14 protein-coding genes and 3 tRNA genes are annotated in these 16,615 nt (G+C 69.9%); 7 read left to right on the top strand and 10 right to left on the bottom strand.

The features are described from left to right. Positions 1-90: 90 nt before the first annotated feature. A tRNA-Ser gene (locus ACQP0N_RS32145) sits at positions 91-177 on the top strand. Between the two features lie 12 nt (positions 178-189). Here ACQP0N_RS32145 and ACQP0N_RS32140 read toward each other — a convergent pair. Both ACQP0N_RS32140 and ACQP0N_RS32135 read right to left on the bottom strand, forming a co-directional pair. Beyond that, a complete protein-coding gene (locus ACQP0N_RS32140) occupies positions 190-1,347 on the bottom strand; it encodes a low temperature requirement protein A (protein WP_433116366.1) in 1,158 nt (385 codons plus the stop codon). Between the two features lie 71 nt (positions 1,348-1,418). Next, entirely contained in the window at positions 1,419-1,574 is a 156-nt protein-coding gene (locus tag ACQP0N_RS32135) for a hypothetical protein (protein WP_357131644.1), read from the bottom strand. A 141-nt stretch (positions 1,575-1,715) separates the two neighbouring features. On the opposite strand from ACQP0N_RS32135, the gene ACQP0N_RS32130 reads away from it, so the two are divergent. After that, positions 1,716-2,258: a YbhB/YbcL family Raf kinase inhibitor-like protein gene (locus ACQP0N_RS32130; RefSeq protein ID WP_433116364.1), complete on the top strand. Its 543-nt coding sequence runs from the start codon at positions 1,716-1,718 to the stop codon at positions 2,256-2,258. A 137-nt stretch (positions 2,259-2,395) separates the two neighbouring features. Here the strand turns inward: ACQP0N_RS32130 and ACQP0N_RS32125 are convergent, their stop codons facing one another. After that, a complete protein-coding gene (locus ACQP0N_RS32125) occupies positions 2,396-3,106 on the bottom strand; it encodes a class I SAM-dependent methyltransferase (RefSeq protein WP_433116362.1) in 711 nt (236 codons plus the stop codon). A 212-nt stretch (positions 3,107-3,318) separates the two neighbouring features. On the opposite strand from ACQP0N_RS32125, the gene ACQP0N_RS32120 reads away from it, so the two are divergent. After that, positions 3,319-5,148, top strand: a complete 1,830-nt coding sequence (locus ACQP0N_RS32120; protein ID WP_433116360.1) for a hypothetical protein — start codon at positions 3,319-3,321, stop codon at positions 5,146-5,148. An 8-nt stretch (positions 5,149-5,156) separates the two neighbouring features. Here the strand turns inward: ACQP0N_RS32120 and ACQP0N_RS32115 are convergent, their stop codons facing one another. The 3 genes from ACQP0N_RS32115 to ACQP0N_RS32105 form a co-directional block, all read right to left on the bottom strand. Further along, the gene (locus ACQP0N_RS32115) at positions 5,157-5,939 is read right to left on the bottom strand and encodes an IucA/IucC family C-terminal-domain containing protein (protein ID WP_433116358.1); all 783 of its coding nucleotides are present in this window, start codon (positions 5,937-5,939) and stop codon (positions 5,157-5,159) included. A gap of 251 nt (positions 5,940-6,190) precedes the next feature. Then, positions 6,191-7,105 carry a hypothetical protein gene (locus ACQP0N_RS32110; protein WP_433116356.1) on the bottom strand — a complete coding sequence of 305 codons (915 nt, stop codon included), beginning with the start codon at positions 7,103-7,105 and terminating at the stop codon, positions 6,191-6,193. Continuing rightward, the gene (locus ACQP0N_RS32105) at positions 7,102-7,620 is read right to left on the bottom strand and encodes a SigE family RNA polymerase sigma factor (RefSeq protein ID WP_433116354.1); all 519 of its coding nucleotides are present in this window, start codon (positions 7,618-7,620) and stop codon (positions 7,102-7,104) included. Before ACQP0N_RS32105 ends, ACQP0N_RS32110 begins: the two co-directional genes overlap by 4 nt. A gap of 160 nt (positions 7,621-7,780) precedes the next feature. Here ACQP0N_RS32105 and ACQP0N_RS32100 point away from each other — a divergent pair, with 160 nt between their 5' ends. Next, positions 7,781-9,310: a peptide deformylase gene (locus ACQP0N_RS32100; protein ID WP_433116352.1), complete on the top strand. Its 1,530-nt coding sequence runs from the start codon at positions 7,781-7,783 to the stop codon at positions 9,308-9,310. A 71-nt stretch (positions 9,311-9,381) separates the two neighbouring features. On the opposite strand, the gene ACQP0N_RS32095 is transcribed toward ACQP0N_RS32100, so the two are convergent. Continuing rightward, positions 9,382-10,497 (bottom strand): globin domain-containing protein, encoded by a 1,116-nt coding sequence (locus ACQP0N_RS32095; protein ID WP_433116350.1) that lies wholly within the window; start codon positions 10,495-10,497, stop codon positions 9,382-9,384. A gap of 144 nt (positions 10,498-10,641) precedes the next feature. On the opposite strand from ACQP0N_RS32095, the gene ACQP0N_RS32090 reads away from it, so the two are divergent. After that, positions 10,642-11,412 (top strand): CPBP family intramembrane glutamic endopeptidase, encoded by a 771-nt coding sequence (locus ACQP0N_RS32090; RefSeq protein WP_433116348.1) that lies wholly within the window; start codon positions 10,642-10,644, stop codon positions 11,410-11,412. An 87-nt stretch (positions 11,413-11,499) separates the two neighbouring features. Here the strand turns inward: ACQP0N_RS32090 and ACQP0N_RS32085 are convergent, their stop codons facing one another. Then, positions 11,500-11,787: a hypothetical protein gene (locus ACQP0N_RS32085; RefSeq protein ID WP_433116346.1), complete on the bottom strand. Its 288-nt coding sequence runs from the start codon at positions 11,785-11,787 to the stop codon at positions 11,500-11,502. Between the two features lie 2 nt (positions 11,788-11,789). Continuing rightward, positions 11,790-12,119: a hypothetical protein gene (locus ACQP0N_RS32080; protein ID WP_433116344.1), complete on the bottom strand. Its 330-nt coding sequence runs from the start codon at positions 12,117-12,119 to the stop codon at positions 11,790-11,792. An 823-nt stretch (positions 12,120-12,942) separates the two neighbouring features. Between ACQP0N_RS32080 and ACQP0N_RS32075 the strand changes: the two genes are divergently transcribed. Both ACQP0N_RS32075 and ACQP0N_RS32070 read left to right on the top strand, forming a co-directional pair. After that, positions 12,943-13,033, top strand: a tRNA-Ser gene (locus ACQP0N_RS32075). A gap of 35 nt (positions 13,034-13,068) precedes the next feature. Further along, positions 13,069-13,141 (top strand) — tRNA-Arg (locus tag ACQP0N_RS32070). Positions 13,142-13,433: 292 nt separating this feature from the next. Here the strand turns inward: ACQP0N_RS32070 and ACQP0N_RS32065 are convergent. Beyond that, a complete protein-coding gene (locus ACQP0N_RS32065) occupies positions 13,434-16,142 on the bottom strand; it encodes an RICIN domain-containing protein (RefSeq protein ID WP_433116342.1) in 2,709 nt (902 codons plus the stop codon). Between the last annotated feature and the right edge of the window lie 473 nt (positions 16,143-16,615).

The raw sequence follows: 16,615 nt of genomic DNA, 5'->3' as shown, positions 1-16,615 counted from the left end.
TGGCCGGCGCTTTTCGGGGAGGGACGCCGAGCCGGCCAGCGGGTGCCGTGGCAGACTGTTCACGGCCGCGCACCCACGGGTGCCGGTCCGGGAGGGTTCGCCTAGTGGCCGATGGCGCTGGTCTTGAAAACCGGTAAGGCAGCGATGTCTTCGTGGGTTCGAATCCCACACCCTCCGCTCGCTCCGCTGTCAGTCGGAGGTTCGGCTCGCACGTCTCGTCCACGCCTCGTAGCCGAGTAGGGCGGCGAGGAACGCCGTCAGCAGGCCGAGGGCGGCCAGGGCCGGCAGATGTCGGCCGACGGGGAGCAACAGCAGCGCCACACCGGGCGCGACGAACTGCTCTGACCGTACGCACCGGACGCTGAGGACGAGGAAGGTCGCCCGGCCCGCGAGGTACAGGGCTGTTCCGCCGAACAGCGCGGTGGCCGGGATCCACCCCAGCGTGCCGTGCCCGAGCTCGGTCAGCACCTCCTCGACTCCCAAGGCCACGTAGATCGTCCCGGCGAGCAGGGGGAGATGGGCGACGCTGTAGGCGTTGCCGGCGACGAACCCGCGCCGCAGCCCGGACCGAGTTGTGAGCGCTCGGCCGGCGTTTCCCGCGCTCGTGAAGTACAGCCAGTAGAGGCCTCCCGTCACGCTGAGAGTGAGCAGACCCGCCACCAGCGTCTGCCCGCGGATCACCTGGGTCCCGACACCGGCGCTGACCGAGATGAGGGACTCGCCGAGCGCGATGATCACGACCAGGCCGTGCCGCTCCACGAAGTGGCCGGGGCTGCGTACCGGCCACCCGCTCAGCAGCAGGGCGAGCACTCCACCGCTCATGTCGACGACGAGCGCCACCGCCCACAGCAGGATCTGCGGGGTGCCGCCGAACGTGGCGCCGAGAAAGAGCGGGACAAAGGACAGCGCGGTGGTGAGGGCGTAGAGCCGGACGGTCCGCAGCAGCCGGGGATCGTCCGAGGCCACCCAGTGGAAGAGGATGAACTGGATCGTCCGCACCACGATGTACGCCAGTACCAGCGTCAGCCGCGGCATCGCCGTACCCGGGCCGGTCTCCCAGACCTCCGGGATGACGAGCGCGATGAGGAAGATGGCCCCCATCGCCATGGTCACGCCGATGCAGCTCGGCCCGACGTCGATACGGACGGAGTTGCCGAGCCAGGCGTACACCAGCCAGGAGTTCCACAGCAGCATGAGGACGAGCAGTCCCTGCACCAGGGTCACCGGCGCGGGCCGTTCGCTCATGAACGAGGTGACCCGGATGAGCCCGAAGACGAGTACCAGGTCGAAGAAGACCTCGAACAAGGTCGGTCGGTGGGTCTCCGCCGTGACCACTGGCCGCGCCATCCGGTCATCTTCACCGTCCGAGCGGGCGGCGTCCGGTGCCTGGCTCTCCGGTCACCCCCGCGGGTCTGCGGCTACGTACCCTCGGGCTCGTCCCGTCGGGCTTCGCGGATCGTGGTGTCGGCGAGTCGTTCGACGGCACGTCGACGCTCCTCGGCGAGCGCCCGCTCGTCCGGTTTGCGCAGGACGCCGACGACGGCGACCAGAAAGTCCCGCCAGATGCTGAGCAAGAAATTCCCCCCGTGGAACGCTTCAGGGGCCTCACCCTAGCCCGCTCCCGTGATCCGGCACACCCCGACCAATCGGTCGTTCCATGCCGTGGAAAGGGGTATGAAGGGGCTGGTATCTGCCCACTCCGGAAGGACGTACCGATGACCCTGGAACGACCGATCGCCCCGGACCCGTACGAGCTGCTGCCGACCGTCCCCTCGTTCACCCTGACCAGTGACGACGTGCAGAACGGCGAGCCGATGGACGTCCGGCACATGCACGGCAGCGCCGGCGGTGAGAACGCCTCGCCGCAGCTCACCTGGTCGGACTTCCCCGCCGAGACCAAGAGCTTCACCGTCACCTGCTACGACCCGGACGCGCCGACCGGCAGCGGCTTCTGGCACTGGGTGCTGGTGAACGTGCCGGTCGACGTCACACAGCTGCCGACCGGTGCCGGGGGTGCGGCGGGCACCGATCTCGGCGGAGCGTTCTCGGTCCGCAACGACTACGGCGAGCAGGGGTACGGGGGCGCGGCGCCGCCGCCCGGTGACCGCCCCCACCGGTACGTCTTCGCGGTGCACGCCCTCGACGTGGACAGCCTCGACGTGACCCCCGACGCGAGCCCCGCCTACGTCGGCTTCAACCTGACCTTCCACACCCTGGCGAGAGCGGTCATCCGCCCCACGTGCCAGATCAAGGAGTAACCCCCGGCCCGTCCTCCCCTGCCGCGTCGATCTTGCACTTTCTGCGCTGACATATCCCCGCACAAGGGACGTGTCGGCAACCGAAAGTGCAAGATCGACGAGGAGGGGGTGGGGGTGAGGGAGGGAGGGGGCAGGGGTTAGGCGGGGACGCGGGCCACGGCGAAGACGGACTGGCCGAACGGGGGGCGGACGACCTGCTCGGCGGCCTTGGTGGCGGGGAGGACCAGGGTGTCGTACACCTTGACCATCGGTCCCTCCTTCGGCATGAGCCGGAAGACCTTGGTCGCCATGAAGTAGCCGATCAACCCGAGCGCGTTCGCGTAGTGGATCTTCTCTACGGTCAGGCCGGCCTCGGTCATCGCCGTACCGAGCGTCTTCTTCGTGTAGCGGCGGACGTGGCCGGTGGCGACGTCGGCCGGGCTCATGGCGAACTGGAACGCCGGCACGATGATGATCACCGCGCCGCCGGGTCGGACCAGGTCGCGCATGCTGCGCAGCGCGCCCACGTGGTCCTCGATGTGCTCGAGCACGTTGTACGAGACCGCGGCGCTGTAGTTCCCCCGGTCGTGGTGCGGCAGCAGCATCTGCCGGACGTCGACCCCCGGCTGTTCGGCGAGCCGCTCCTTGAGCTGCACGAGCCGGTCGGGATCGGCCTCCGTGGCCGTGAACCGGGGCAGCCGCTGCGACCATTCCAACGCGTAGTCGCCGAGGCCGCTGCCGATCTCGATCGGGTCGTCACCGAGGTACGGCACCGCCAGTTCGACGAACCAGCGACGGTGGTTGACGGCCATCGCCAGGCCCTCAAGCACCTCGGACTGGACGCGCTGGTCCCCAGTGATTTCTGCCATGCGTCGATTCCTCACGATATGAACTCGACCCGTGCCTGGACCGACAGAGTGAATCATCCGCTTGGATGGCGAAGGAATCGGGGGAGCTGTTGGCCGAATTGCGGGTCGGGGGGTGGGCACGTGATCGGCGGTCGGCGAACCCGGCACATAGTACGGCAGTACCTCGAAACATGTCACGGCACCGTCATACGCTGACTACCCTATGAATTGTCATGACTACTCCCGAATCGGACGCTCCCGGCGACGGTCCGTCCACCGCTTCGTGGGTGGAGGAGCCCGGCGACGGCGATCGGTTGCGCCGCAACGGGAAGTGGGCCGATCTGGCCGCCGTGCTGAGCTTCGTGGTGCTCGGCTTCTGGATCACCGGGCGTCTCTGGTGGGGCCCGGGCAGCGGAGTGCGGGACAACCGCTCGGACCAGTCGCAGTTCGAATGGATGATGGCGCACGGTGCGCGGGTGGTCACGCAATTCGCATACCCGTTCCACTCGGACCAGATGAACGTGCCGGACGGCGTCAACCTCATGGCAAATACGTCCGTATTATCCATTTCATTACCAATGACGCCGATCACCCTGTTGTTCGGGCCGCGTGCGTCATTCCTGCTCTTTCTCACTCTCGGAATGATCGCCACCGCCACGGCCTGGTACTTCCTGCTCTCCCGCGTCCTGGTCAAGAGTCGGGGGCCGGCCTGGCTGGGCGCCGGCTTCTGCGCGTTCGCACCGGCCATGGTGTCGCACGCCAACGGCCACCCGAACATCGTGTCGCAGTTCGTCGTCCCGCTGATCATCTGGCGTACGCTGCGCCTCGCCGACCCGGGCCGCTGGCTGCGTAACGGCGTGCTGCTCGCCTTGGTGATCGTCTGGCAGGCGTTTCTCAACCTGGAGATCCTGCTGATGACCGCGATCGGGCTCGGCGTGGTCGTCGGCGCGCTGGCCCTCGCTCGCCCCGCTCTGCGGTCACGGACCCGAGGGTTCCTCGCCGGCCTGGCCGTCGCCGCCGTGGTCGCCGGTGCGCTGCTCGCGTACCCGCTGTACGTGCAGTTCTTCGGTCCCGGCGCCTACTCCGGGTTGTCCAGCCTGATCCGTGGCTACTCCAGTGACCTGGCTTCGTTCGTGGCGTACTCCCGGGAGTCGCTGGCCGGCAGCCCGCGCACCGCCGCCGGCCTGGCCAAGAACCCGACCGAGGAGAACAGCTTCTTCGGCTGGTCGCTGCTCGTGTTGGTGATCGCCCTCGTCTGGTGGCTGCGGCGCTCGGCGGTGGTGCTCGCGCTGGCCGGGCTCGGGCTGCTCTTCGCGGTGCTCTCGCTCGGCCGGGAGATCCGCTTCAACAATCGCGGCACCGGGGTGCCGGGGCCCTGGGCAGCGCTGGAGAATCTGCCGATCCTGCACTCGGTGGTGCCGACCCGGTGGGCGCTGGCGATCACCCCGATCATCGGGGTGTTGCTCGCCTACGGCGCTGAGCGCGCCCGCGAGGTGGCCCGCGCCCGACCGGCCGCCCGACCGCAGATCCGCTTCGTCACCGCGACCGTGCTGACGATGGCCCTGCTGCCGATCCTGCCCACCCCGCTGCCGGTGGTCCAACTGGATCCGGTGCCCACCTTCGTGACCAGTGGCGCGTGGCGGCCCTACGTGGCTGGTGGGCGCAGTGTGGTGACCCTGCCGCTGCCGGACACCACCTACGCGGAGCCGCTGCGCTGGGCTGCCGTCACCCGGGACGACATGCCGCTGGCCCGGGGCTACTTCCTCGGCCCGGACACCCGCCCGAGCGCCCAGCCGCCGAAGGTCGCGCTGTTCACCGCGCCACCGCGACCCACGAGCAGCTTTTTCGCCACGATCCGCCGTACCGGCGCGGTGCCGCCGATCACCCCGCAGAGTCGGGTCAAGGCGGTCGACGACCTGCGCTACTGGCGGGCCGGCGTGGTGATCCTCGGACCGCACGAGCACGAGATGGAACTACGCCGGGGTATGACCGAGTTGACCGGTATCCAGCCGACCTTCACGGGCGGCGTGTGGGTGTGGGACGTCCGACCGCTGACCGACTGAAGAGCGGGTCAGCCCTGGCGGACGCAGCAGCCCTGGCAGACCTTGGGGCTGGGCAGCGTGAAGGCCAGGCAGCAGGTGCGGCGCTGGACGCTGGGCTCGCCGGCCGGGCCGGGGACGAGCTCCACCAGGTCGGCCAGGTCGAGCGCGCCGAGCAGGGTGTCGATGCTCTGCACCGTCGAGCCGGGCAGCGCGTCGGCACCCCGCAGGATGCCGTGCGCGATGCCGGAGGCGACCGAGCCGAGCAGCGTCCGGGTGCCCACCCGCACCTCTGCCTGGATCGCCGCGATCAGCGGGGCCAGGTGGGCGTCGAGCAGAGAGGCCCGCAGCTCGGCGAGCAACTCCGCCTCACCCGCGACGACGCGTACCTCCGGCAGGCCGGACAGCGCCAGCGGGTCGCTCGGCAGGACCGCCACGGTGGTGCCGCGGCGCAGACCCAGCGTGATCAGGGGCCGGTGGTCCTCGAAGTGGATCAGCACGTCGGACGGGTGCAGCAGCGGAACCCGGCGGGCCGAGGCCCAACCGAGTACGACCGGCAGCGCCGTCCAGTAGCTGTACGACTTCCAGGCCAGCGCGGCGCAGGCGTGCGGGGTGCCGCCCCAGCGGACACTCGCCGCGCGCAGCAGCTCCGGCAGGCGGGTGCCGTCGACCAGGGTCGTGGCGGGCGACCAGCCCAGCTCGTCGTCGACCAGCAGCCCCCGGGCGAGCCCGGGGAGGTCGTCGGTGCCGAACATGGTCCGCAGCGCGGCCGTGACGGGGGCGAGCGGCGTGACGGTCACGTCCCGCCTCGGCATCACCGCAGTCACCTGAGCCGTCCCCCGTCCGCATGGCCGAGGAGCCTTCCCCGGCGGACGGTCAGATGCCGTCCTGAGCTAAGGCTAGCCTAACCATGCTCGCCGGCATACCCGAGTGTTCTGTAATCCGGGCGACAGCGGCTGCCGTGTTCGGGCAGGCCGAGAGGCCCCGGACCGCGTACCGCGATCCGGGGCCTCGTAAACGCGACTTGAGGCCTGTTTCACAAGAGCTGGCCCTTATGAAACAGCCCCTAATCGTTCAAGCCGCAGTCCTTCGCCGGCGTGGGCGTGCACGGCAGCTTCCGGTACTCGGCCGGAGGAGTCACCGTCACCTTCGCCAGGTTCTCCTTCGTGCGGGGCAGCCACTCGTAGTCGCTGGTGGTGGTGCCGGTCAACACCTTGTTGACCACCCGGACCGGCTGGTAGGACTTCGCGTCGACCCAGATCTGCATGGACTCCTCGGCGGTCTTCGCCGCGTCCATGGCGCTGTCCGGGCCGCCCAGCCACTGGAGGTGCACGGTCTGCCTGCCGTCCAGCCGCTCCTTCCCGACGAGCGTCACCTTCCCGCTGTCGACGGCGCGCTTGAGGTCCTTGGGGTTGAGCGACGGCGGTAGGTATTGGACCTTGTTGGTGTCGGCCGGCTTGAGCGAGGCGACCTGGTAGGTCCACCACTTCTTCTTGTCATGGTTCAGCTCGACGGCGGTGGAGCCGTCCAGCGCCACCGTGTACGAGCGGACGTCGCCGTAGTAGATCTTGTTGTCCTGCCGTTCGCGGCTGGTGGTGCGGTCGGCCCAGAGCTCGATCAGGCTCGCCTGCTTGCCGTCCCGGCCCTGGTGCTTGGCGGTCTCGTGCTGGACGTACCCCGGTAGTTGGCCCAGGGCGGTGGCCGTCTGCTCGGCGACGTAGCCGACGGTGAGCATCTCCGGCGCCTCCTTCGGGGCGCCACCGCCTCCCACGCCTCCGGGAGCGAACGCCAGCGAGGCGCCCACGGCCACGGCGGCGACCACCGGCGCGGCCACGGCCAGACCCAGTGCCCGGGTACGGCGCCTGTTCCGGTGGTGCAGGGTGTCAGTGAGATTCGATGGTGCGGTCATGGTGTACGTCTCCTCGTGGAGCCGGTCGCCCAGCAGGCGGCCCAGCTGTTCGTCGTCGTCGAGAGCGGTCATCGCAGGGTCCTTGCCTCTTCGGTTTCGTGAAGGTCGCCGAGTAGTTCGCGCAGCCGCGCCAGCGCACGGGAGGTGTACGACTTGACCGTTCCGATCGAGCAGCCGATCAGCTCCGCCGTCTGCTCGATGGAGAGGTCTTCGAAGTACCGGAGCACGATCACCTGTCGCTGCCGCACGGGAAGTTGGGCGAGCGCCCTGGCGACCGTCTGCCGCTCCCCGACGCCGTCGAACCCCGCATCGGTGGAGCGGAAGGCGTCGGGGTTGTCCGGCAGCGCCGTCTCGCGCGGGCGTCGCAGCAGATCCCTGATCCGGTCCCGGGACAGGTTGACCATGACCTGCCGGACGTACGGCTCAGGCGCCTCGCGGGCCTTCGACCAGCGACGCATCGTGCGCAGCAGGGCCGTCTGCAGCAGATCCTCCGCATGGCCCCGGTCCCCGGTGAGGAGGTACGCGAGCCGTAGGAGCGCCGCCGACCTCTGCTCGACGAAGCTGTCGAAACTCGGATCAACTCTCACGGGGATAAGGACTCCGACCGCCCGGCGGGGGTTGCCACCGCCGGCCGTCGTCACACGGGAGCAAGACATGAACTGTCAAGCAGTGTGTCGGGAACATGCCAGATGAGTGTGCGCTCGGCCACGGAACGTGAAACTGATACTCCCGGCCGCGAGGAAGCCGATGACGACCTCACCCCTCGAACGGGCTGCCGAGTCCTTCGCGGCCGAGCTTGCCCGCCAGCGCGCCGGGCGGGGCCTCTCCAAGAAACAACTGGCCGTCCTGATGGGCTTCGACCCGTCCTACGTGAGCCACGTCGAAGGGCGCCGACACCGCCCGACCGAGGACTTCGCCCGCCGCGCCGAGGCCGTCCTGGAGGCCAGCGGCGCGATCTGGCAGCGTTTCCGCGAGTACGACGACCTCCGGCACGCCCGCTCCGGCCAACCACACCGCGAACCCCCGCTGTCCGGCCAGTGGCTGCCCCCCGGCACCGGCCTCGTGGTGGAGCGGGAGTTGGCCACCCTCACCCACACCGACGACGGCTACCGGTGCGTCATCCACCGCGAGCTGTACAACGCGGGCACCGAGCCGGTCACCCGCTACCTCGTCCGCGTCGCGGTCGACCGCTACCCGAACGATCCCGGTCGCTCCAACCGGCACCACCGGGAACACCCGCTCACCTTCGCCGAGCTGCAACTACAGGCCCGGCGCGACGACGGCACCGGCGACCCGGAGCCGATGCACTGGCGGGCGAAGCACGACCGGGACGCCTTCAAGGAGATCTGGCTGCTCTTCGAGAACGGCGAGCGCCGCTTCCCGCTGTACCCCGGCGACCGGACCAGCATCGAGTACGCGTACAGCGTCGGCCACGACAAGTGGGGCCCCTGGTTCCAGCGGGCCGTCCGGCTGCCCACCCGGCACCTCGCCGTACACCTGGATCTGCCGGCGGCGTTCGACCCGCAGGTCTGGGGCGTGGAGACCTCGCTCTCGGCGGAGGAGGGCCCGCTGCGGACGGCCCCGCAGCGGCGCGACGAGGGTGACCGGGCGATCGTCGACTGGCAGACCGACGACCCGCCGCTGAACGCCCGCTACCGGATGCAGTGGCGCTTCCGGGCTCGGCCGGACACCGAGCCGGACGCCGGCCCCGGCACCACGCGGGTCCGACCCAGCGACCGCATGCGCGGGATCGGCATCGTGCAGCGCGGCGACGACCTGCTCCGACAGCCGGTGCGACAGTTCGACCTGCCCGGCGAGGAGCAGGCGGCCCGCGAGATCGTGGACCGCCTCATCATGGCGCTGGCCCGGCTCGACGAGTTGCACCCGTTCAGCAAGGGGGTCGGTATCGCCGCCCCGCAGCTCGCCATCGGCCGTGCCGCCGCCGTCGTCCGACCCCCCGACCGCTCGGCGGAGCCGGTCGTCCTGCTCAACCCGCGGGTGGTCGACGCCGACCCGGAGACCGACGAGCAGTACGAGGGGTGCCTCTCGTTCTTCGACCACCGCGGTCTGGTGCCCCGGCCGCTGCGGCTCGACGTCGAACACGCCCAGTGGGACGGCAGCCGGATCATCACGTCGTTCGAGTTCGGCATGGCCCGGCTCGTCGCGCATGAGATCGACCATCTGCACGGTCGTCTCTACGTGGACCGGATGGCGCCGGGTGTGCCGCTGGTGCCGGTCGAGGAGTACCGGGAAACCGGGCGACCCTGGCGCTACTGAAGGCAGGGAGGGGACCGGGGCGCGCGCCCCAGGGGGCAGGGGCACGCGCCCCGGTGTGGGGGGAGGAACGTCTAGAGATCGCCGAACGTGTCGTAGCGGACGGTCGACGGCGGCACCTCGTCGGCGGCCAGCACCCGCAGGGTCGACCGGACCATCTGGGCCGACCCGGAGACGTAACAGTCGTGCGTGGTCCACGGGCCGTACCGGGCCACCACGTCCGGGATGTCGCCCTGTTCGCCGTCGAAGTCCGGGTCGTCGCTGCACGCGGCGGTGACCGACAACCACGGATGTGTCGCCACCAGATCCTGCAACCCGGCCAGCCCGTACAGGTCCGTCGCCTGCCGGGCGCCGTAGAAGACGTGCACCCACCGCGTCCGGTTGTAGGTGGCCAACTCCTCCACCAGCGCCTTGATCGGCGCGAGCCCGACGCCACCGGCCACGCAGAGGATGTCCCGCTCGGAGGAGCGGTCCAGGGTCATCGACCCCATCGGCGCGGCCAGCCGCAGCAGGTGCCCGGGCTGCACCCGGCGGACCAGCGCCCCGGACACCCAGCCCGCGCCGGGGCTCCGGACGTGGAACTCCAGCACGTTGTCGTCGTTCGGGGCGTTCGCCACCGAGTAGTTCCGCCACACCCTCGGGTGGAAGCGGGGCAACTCCAGGCTGACGTACTGGCCCGCCCGCCAGGGCAGCGGATGTTGCAGGGCCCGGCACGTCAGCACGGCGATGTCGGGGCCGTGGCGCTCGTGGGTCAGCACCTCGGCATGCCAGAACGGCGGGTTGTCGTCGTCGGCCGCCCCGGCCACCATCTTCGCGGCGATCGCCGCGTACGCGTCCCGCCAGGCCTGGTCGTACTCCAGATTCCAGCCGTCGCCGGCGGTGCTGCGCAGCGCGTCGAGCAGCGCCACGCCCATCGTGGCGTAGTGCCGATCGTCGACGTGGTACTTGCGGTGGTCGCGGCCCAGCGCGCGAAGGAACTCGTCGAAGCTCTCCGGGTCGTCCACGGTGTGGATCGCCGTGATGATCGCCTCCAGCAGGCGGTCACCCTGGCCGGCCATCTGCACCGGGAAGAGCTGGCGCAGGGCGGGGTCGAGCAGGAACACCCGAGCGTAGAAGTGCCCGGTCAGCCGCTCCCGGTCCTCCTCGACCAGGGTCCAGCTCTCCTTCAGCAACCGTGCGACGTCGTCCACCGGTGCTCCTTCTCCAGACGGCAGCGGATCGGGCACCCATAGAATCTCCACGGAGCGTGTGCACCGGTCGCACAGAATGTGCGATCGGTTCATGCCGGCCGGTCGGCCCTGCCCGCTGGCCGGTCCGTCGGGCAGAGTGGTGCGGTGACCGTTGAGCTGACCCGCCCGGTGTCCCGCCGGCTGCTGGGGACCGAAACGTTGCTGGTCCTGGGCCTGTCCCTGGGCCAGTCCGCCGTCTACGCGGTGGTCTCGATCATCGCGAAGCTGACCGCCGAGGGCCCGCTCTCCAAGCAGACCGCCGCACTGAACACCTCCGCGTCGGCCCGCCCCTGGCTGGACCTGACGTACCAGCTCCTGGGCATCGTGTTCGCGCTGCTTCCCGTGCTGCTCGCCGTACACCTGCTCAGCAGGGACCCCGGTGACCCGGCGCGGACCCTCGGCCTGGACGCGCGGCGGCCCGGCCAGGATCTGGCCCGGGGCGCCGGCCTGGCCGCGCTGATCGGCCTGCCCGGTCTGGCCCTGTTCTGGGTGGCGGCGCACCTCGGCCTCAACGCGACCCTGGTGCCGGCGGCGCTACCGCCCGTCTGGTGGGCGGTCCCGGTGCTGATCCTCGCCGCCGTGCAGAACGCGGTGCTGGAGGAGGTGATCGTGGTCGGCTACCTGGTCACCCGGCTGCGCCAACTCCAGTGGCGGCTCGCCGCGATCATCGCGGCCAGCGCGCTGCTGCGTGGCAGCTACCACCTCTACCAGGGCTTCGGCGCGTTCGTCGGCAACGCGGTGATGGGCGTCGTGTTCAGCCTCTTCTACCTGCGTACCCGCCGGGTGATGCCCCTGGTCATCGCGCACACCGTGCTCGACGTGGTCGCCTTCGTCGGCTACGCGTCGCTGCCCCGTGAGTGGTTCGACTGGTTGTGACCACTCAGCGCCGGTGCGGCCGGTAGGCGGCCACCGCCCGCGCCGCCAGCCGATCGGCCGCCGCCGCGTCGCCAAGCGTCGCGGCGATCACCGCCGCCCCGGCACCAGTCGGGACGCCAACCGCAACGCCACCCACCCGCCGGCCTGCGCGGTCAGCGGCGCGGCCAGCCGCCAGGCGGCCTCCGCCGCCTTCGGCCACGTCCCCTCCACCGGATCACCGGCCTCTCGCGCGCCGACCAGCGCGGCCCGCGCGCTCGCCGCGTCCGGATGCACCTGGGTCAACACCAGCAGCTCCTCGGCCCGATCGGGATGCGCCGGGTCGCGTCCGTACGCCGCCGCCAGGTGCAGCACCAGGTTCGCCTGGGTCCAGAGCACCGTTACCAGCTCCGCGAGCGGCGCGAACAGGCCGGCCAGCGCCGCCGCCGCCCCTCCGCGCCCGCCGCCCGCACGTACCGCCGGGTCGCCAGCCGGGCCAGACCGTCCGCCGGAGCGTCCGGGTAGCGGTCCCGCAGCCGCCGCGCCCACTCGGCCGCGCCGGGTCCGAGCGTCCGCACCGCCTCCATCGCCAGCAACTCCGGCGCGAAGCCAGGATGGTCGCGCAGGCGCGCGACCACGGCCGGCAATTCGGGGGTACGCGCCGAAGCCGCCTCCGGGTTGGTCGGAGGGACCGCCGCTGCGGCCGGCTCGGGGGTGATCGCGGAAGCCACTTCCGGGGTGGGCGTCGGTGCGACTGCGGGTGCGCTGGCCTTCTTCGTGGCGGCTCTACGGGTGGGCGTGGCGCGCTTGCGAGGGGTTGGCGTGATCTCGGTCGGTTCTGGTGTGACGGGCGTCGCATCCGGGACGGCCGGCGCTGGCGGAGATGGTGTCGGTGCGACGGCCGCCGTGTTGGTGGCGGTCTTCCGGGGCCGGGGAGCCCGGGCCCTCGGCGGCTGGACTGTCGGTTCTCCCACCGCGCCGGGAATCGCCCGGTCCTGGACGGGGTGACCTGCGTCCCTGGCGGGGTGAGCTGCCTTTTTGGCAGGCTTCTTGGTGGGATGCGCCGCGTCTCCGGCGGGTTCCTTGGTGGGCTGCGCCGTGTCTTCGTCGGGTTCCTCGGTGGGGTGCAGCGCGTCTCTGGTGGCGGCGGGCGGCTCGACCGGGGTGCTCTCCGCGTGGGCGGGGGCAGGCTCCGGCTGTCGAGGCAGGGGACGGTCCGGATCCGGCGGCTGGAAGATCACCGGTGCCGCCTTGGCCCGGCGGGGACGCGGGCTCGCCGGTGCCGCAGGGGCCGTCTCGGCAGACTGATCGGTCGCCTGCGGCGGCGTGAACGTGGCCCGCGCCGGGCGCCGACGCGGGCGCTCAGCAGGCTCCTGGCGGGTCGGTTCGCTGGGCGGCTGCTCCTGCATATCGATGGAGCGTAGTCCCGATCACGCCACCGCACAGCGGTGAAATACCGGGGCGGGTCGCCCCGGTCGGCGTACCCCGGAAGTCGTTTTGCCCCCGGTGGGTGCCGACCTGTATCCTCGGGCGCGGTGGTCTGCGGGCCACCAGGGAGACTTCGCCTAGTCTGGTCTATGGCGCCGCACTGCTAATGCGGTTGGGGTCTTAAAGCCCCTCCCGGGTTCGAATCCCGGAGTCTCCGCGCGAAAGCCGGGTGTGTACACTGGCTGAGCACGAGCGCCCGTAGCTCAATGGATAGAGCATCTGACTACGGATCAGAAGGTTAGGGGTTCGAGTCCCTTCGGGCGCACAAGATCAAAGAACGTCTGACCTGCGGAAACGCGGTCAGGCGTTTTTTGTTGATCGTCCCGGTTGGGCCGTGGGTGTCATGTGGGCGTCGTCACTTTCCGTAATCATGCTTGGGTCGCCTGTACGTTGACCTGCTCTCGGTTCTGTCTTGTCGAATGATTCGGCAAGAAGATGGACGGCGTGAGATCGGGTCGTGATCTACCCGGGCGCGGGAACCCCGCGCCCGGGTAGACCTCACAACGATTGTCAGGCGGTCACCGACGGTCGGACCTGTCAACCGCCTCTGCCACTGGTCAGGCGGGTACGAACTGCCACTGCTGGTTGGTCCCGCCGTTGGCGGTCCACTGCACGACCTGCGCCCCGTCGCTGGTCGAGGCGCCGGAGACGTCGGCCACGAGTCCGCTGCTGCGGCTGACGATGGTGTAGTAGCCGTCGCCGGTGGGCCGCAGGTACCACGACTGGTTGGCACCGCCGTTGGCCGACCACTGTTGCAGTTGCAGGCCCTGCGTGGTGCTGCCGGCGTTGACGTCGAGCATCTTTCCGGAGGCGGTGTAGCGCAGGGTGTAGGCGTCCTGGGTGGTGCTGATCGTCCAGGTGGGGGTGCCGCTCTGCTGGACGGCCTTGGCGCCGTCGGCGGTGGAGTTACCGGCGATGGCGAGGGGCTTGCCGCTGTTGCGGTTAACGATGCGGTAGGTGCCTGCTGCCGGCCCGGTTCCACCGCTTCCACTGAGGTTGAGGTACTCGACCGAGTCGGTGAAGACAGTGCTGCCGGACTTGGCGGTCGACAGCTGCAGGTACACGCGGCTGCCGGTGGCGGGGGCGGTGAAGGACACCGGTTGGGTGACCCGTGAGCCGAGTGGGACGGTCAGGGTGCTGTTGCCGGACGCGACGACCGCGCCGGTGGGGCTGTCGAGCCGGGCGGTCCAGGTGAAGCCCACCGAGGTGTTGGTGAGATCGTCGTTGAACACGGTGATGGTGCGGGTCACCGTGGCATTGCGGGCGTAGCTGGGTACCGCCTGCGCCAGCGGGAAGCTGCCGTTGGAGTCCGAATTGCCGGAGGCGGACCAGTAGGGGAGGTCGATCGCGGCCACTGGGTTGAACGCCGCCTGCACGCGTTGGATCTGCGGGTTGCTCCACGGATCGGGCAGGTTGTCCACTCCGTAGATCGGGTGACCGCCCTCCTCCGGGGTGAAGTCGGTGGACCGCACGCCGGGCACGACGCTGGCCCAGGCGGACAGCAGCGTGTACGGACGCAGGTCGGTGGCGCCCTTGCCGCGCTTGGCAGCAGTCGCGGTGGCGAACCACTCGAAGCCCTGCTTGTTGTTGCATGCCGGCCAGATGAACTCGCCCTCGCCGTCGGGCCGCCCGTTCACGGTGACCAGGCCCTCCCCGTACCTGCCGAAGCCGTCGACGTAGTGCGGGATCACCGCGAAGTTGGCGTACGTCATCCCGGGATACAGGCTGACATTGTTGCCGACGCCCACCTCGACAATGATCGGCCGGGTGCCGTCGGCGCCGTTCATCGCCGCGTAGAGGTCCTTCTCGAACTGTTCGGAATCCTGGCCGCTCTGGTTCGGCTCGTTGTTCTGACTCCAGCGGATGATCGCGGGGTGGTTGCGGTCGCGCAGGACCAGCGCGCGGGCGTGATTGATCATGTTTTCGCGCCCGACGGAGTTCTGCCACTCCTGCGAGGACTGGGAGCCGCGAATCGCGACCTCGTCGATGATCATCAGGCCCATCTCGTCGGCGACATCCAACATGTACGGGCTGCCGGGCTCCTGGTGGATGCGCACCACGTTGTAGTTCAGCCGCTGGTAGTTGTCCACCGCCTGCGGCCAGCCGCCGTTGCCGGACGACGGGGGCAGGAAGCCTGGCAGCGTGTGGTACGCGTCGCCCTTGCCGCCGTTGTTGATCCGGTCATAGTCGGCACCCTGGAGGTTGTCGCCGCGGAAGTTCACGCGCACGCCGTTGAGGTAGTAGTAGTCCCCGTTCTGGGTGGCCTCCCGGAACCCGAACCGGTAATCGGCGTCGCTCGTCCGGCCGTCGTCGGTGACGGCATGCACCGCCAGCCCGTGCAGCTGCGCCCGGTACCCCGACCGGTACGGCACGTTGGGCCACCAGTACGAGGTGCTGTCGAGGTTCCACGCGACCGGACCGACGGTCACGGTCGCGGTCGAGTTGGCCGCCACGGTGACCGTACGGCTGGGCAGTGCCGGGTAGCTGAAAGCCGTTCCGTTGCTGGATGACAGCGACCCGGTCAACGTCACCGACCGGGGACTGCCCGACGTGTTCCGCACCGTCACGTCGTAGGTCAGCGTCTTGTTCGCCACCGACGTACGCACGAATGTGTCGCTGACGTACACCGCCGGGTACACCCGCAGGAACGCGGACCCGAAGATCCCCTGCGGTACCGCCTCGGACCACGTGGCGGCGTCGGGCACCAGGTACCGGCCGTTGGATGCCTTCAACGCGCCGCGGCCCTTCACGTTCACCGTGATCGTGTGGGTGGTGCCGGGCGCCGCGTATGCGCTGATGTCGAAGTTCGACGGGGTGAACCCCGTCGTCTGGGTGGCGACCACGCGGCCGTCGACCGACAGTGTCGCCTGGTGGTTGACGGCGCCGAACTCGATCCAGGTCGACTGCGGCTGCCCCGAGTCCGGCACCGTGATGCTGCGTGAGTACACCGCCTCGTTCACGGTGGTGAAGCCCTGCTTGTACCAGCCGCCACCGGGTACCGCGATCGTGGTCGCCCCCCGACCCGCGGGCGTGAAGTTCCACGTCCCGGCCAGGTCGACTGAGGTGATCGCGGCGTTGCCGGCCGCCACACCGTCAAGTCCGGCGGCCGCGACACTCTGCGTCGCGGCCGGCGCGGCCAGGGCCGATCCGGGGGTCGCCAGGGTCAGGCCACCCAGCGTCAGGGGCAGGGCGAGCGCCACGGTTGCGGCCAGCCCTCTGGCCAACGCCGACAATCGGCCACCCCAGTGGACGTTCGTACGATGCACGGTAACCCTCCTGTGACTCATCCGCCGGCTCCGAAACTCGGTTCAGGGCACAGCCACAAGGCCGATACTCGAATCGATTCGACAAATCTGCCGGCGTCGCCGACCACCCGGGAAGGGTGGCTGCGGCCCAGATACATAGATATGTGTATTAATGGGTGCAGCGGGCGTGAAGTCAAGGTTTCGAGACGGTTACTTCCTGCTCCTGGCCCCTCGCAAGGGTCGAGCGGCCGTCGACAGTACGACCCCTTCCGGAATGCCAGAGCATCGCGCTAAGACATTCCGTGTCGCCGACCCACCGGCGCGACGGCCGATCGAATAGCGAACCGATTCGCCTCTGCGGCGCCCGGCCGCATGACACGCTGAAGACGTGGACGGCAGCACTGTGGTCTTCGGTGCAGTCGGCGGGCGGGCCGGCTGATTTGTTCGGTTCGAAACTGGAGTTAGGGTGCTGGCAAGGAACGTGCTTCGCCAGC

Source organism: Micromonospora sp. CA-246542 (genome assembly GCF_050942905.1).
Classification (GTDB): domain Bacteria; phylum Actinomycetota; class Actinomycetes; order Mycobacteriales; family Micromonosporaceae; genus Micromonospora.
The sequence above is the reverse complement of the archived record's forward strand: the minus strand, read 5'-3'. Positions and strand labels throughout refer to the sequence as shown.

Excerpts from the sequence above, each read along its gene's own strand:
- ACQP0N_RS32140 (WP_433116366.1), bottom strand. The coding sequence starts at position 1,347 with ATGGCGCGGCCAGTGGTCACGGCGGAGACCCACCGACCGACCTTGTTC.
- ACQP0N_RS32130 (WP_433116364.1), top strand. The coding sequence starts at position 1,716 with ATGACCCTGGAACGACCGATCGCCCCGGACCCGTACGAGCTGCTGCCG.
- ACQP0N_RS32115 (WP_433116358.1), bottom strand. The coding sequence starts at position 5,939 with ATGCCGAGGCGGGACGTGACCGTCACGCCGCTCGCCCCCGTCACGGCC.
- ACQP0N_RS32125 (WP_433116362.1), bottom strand. The coding sequence starts at position 3,106 with ATGGCAGAAATCACTGGGGACCAGCGCGTCCAGTCCGAGGTGCTTGAG.
- ACQP0N_RS32110 (WP_433116356.1), bottom strand. The coding sequence starts at position 7,105 with ATGACCGCTCTCGACGACGACGAACAGCTGGGCCGCCTGCTGGGCGAC.
- ACQP0N_RS32120 (WP_433116360.1), top strand. The coding sequence starts at position 3,319 with ATGACTACTCCCGAATCGGACGCTCCCGGCGACGGTCCGTCCACCGCT.
- ACQP0N_RS32100 (WP_433116352.1), top strand. The coding sequence starts at position 7,781 with ATGACGACCTCACCCCTCGAACGGGCTGCCGAGTCCTTCGCGGCCGAG.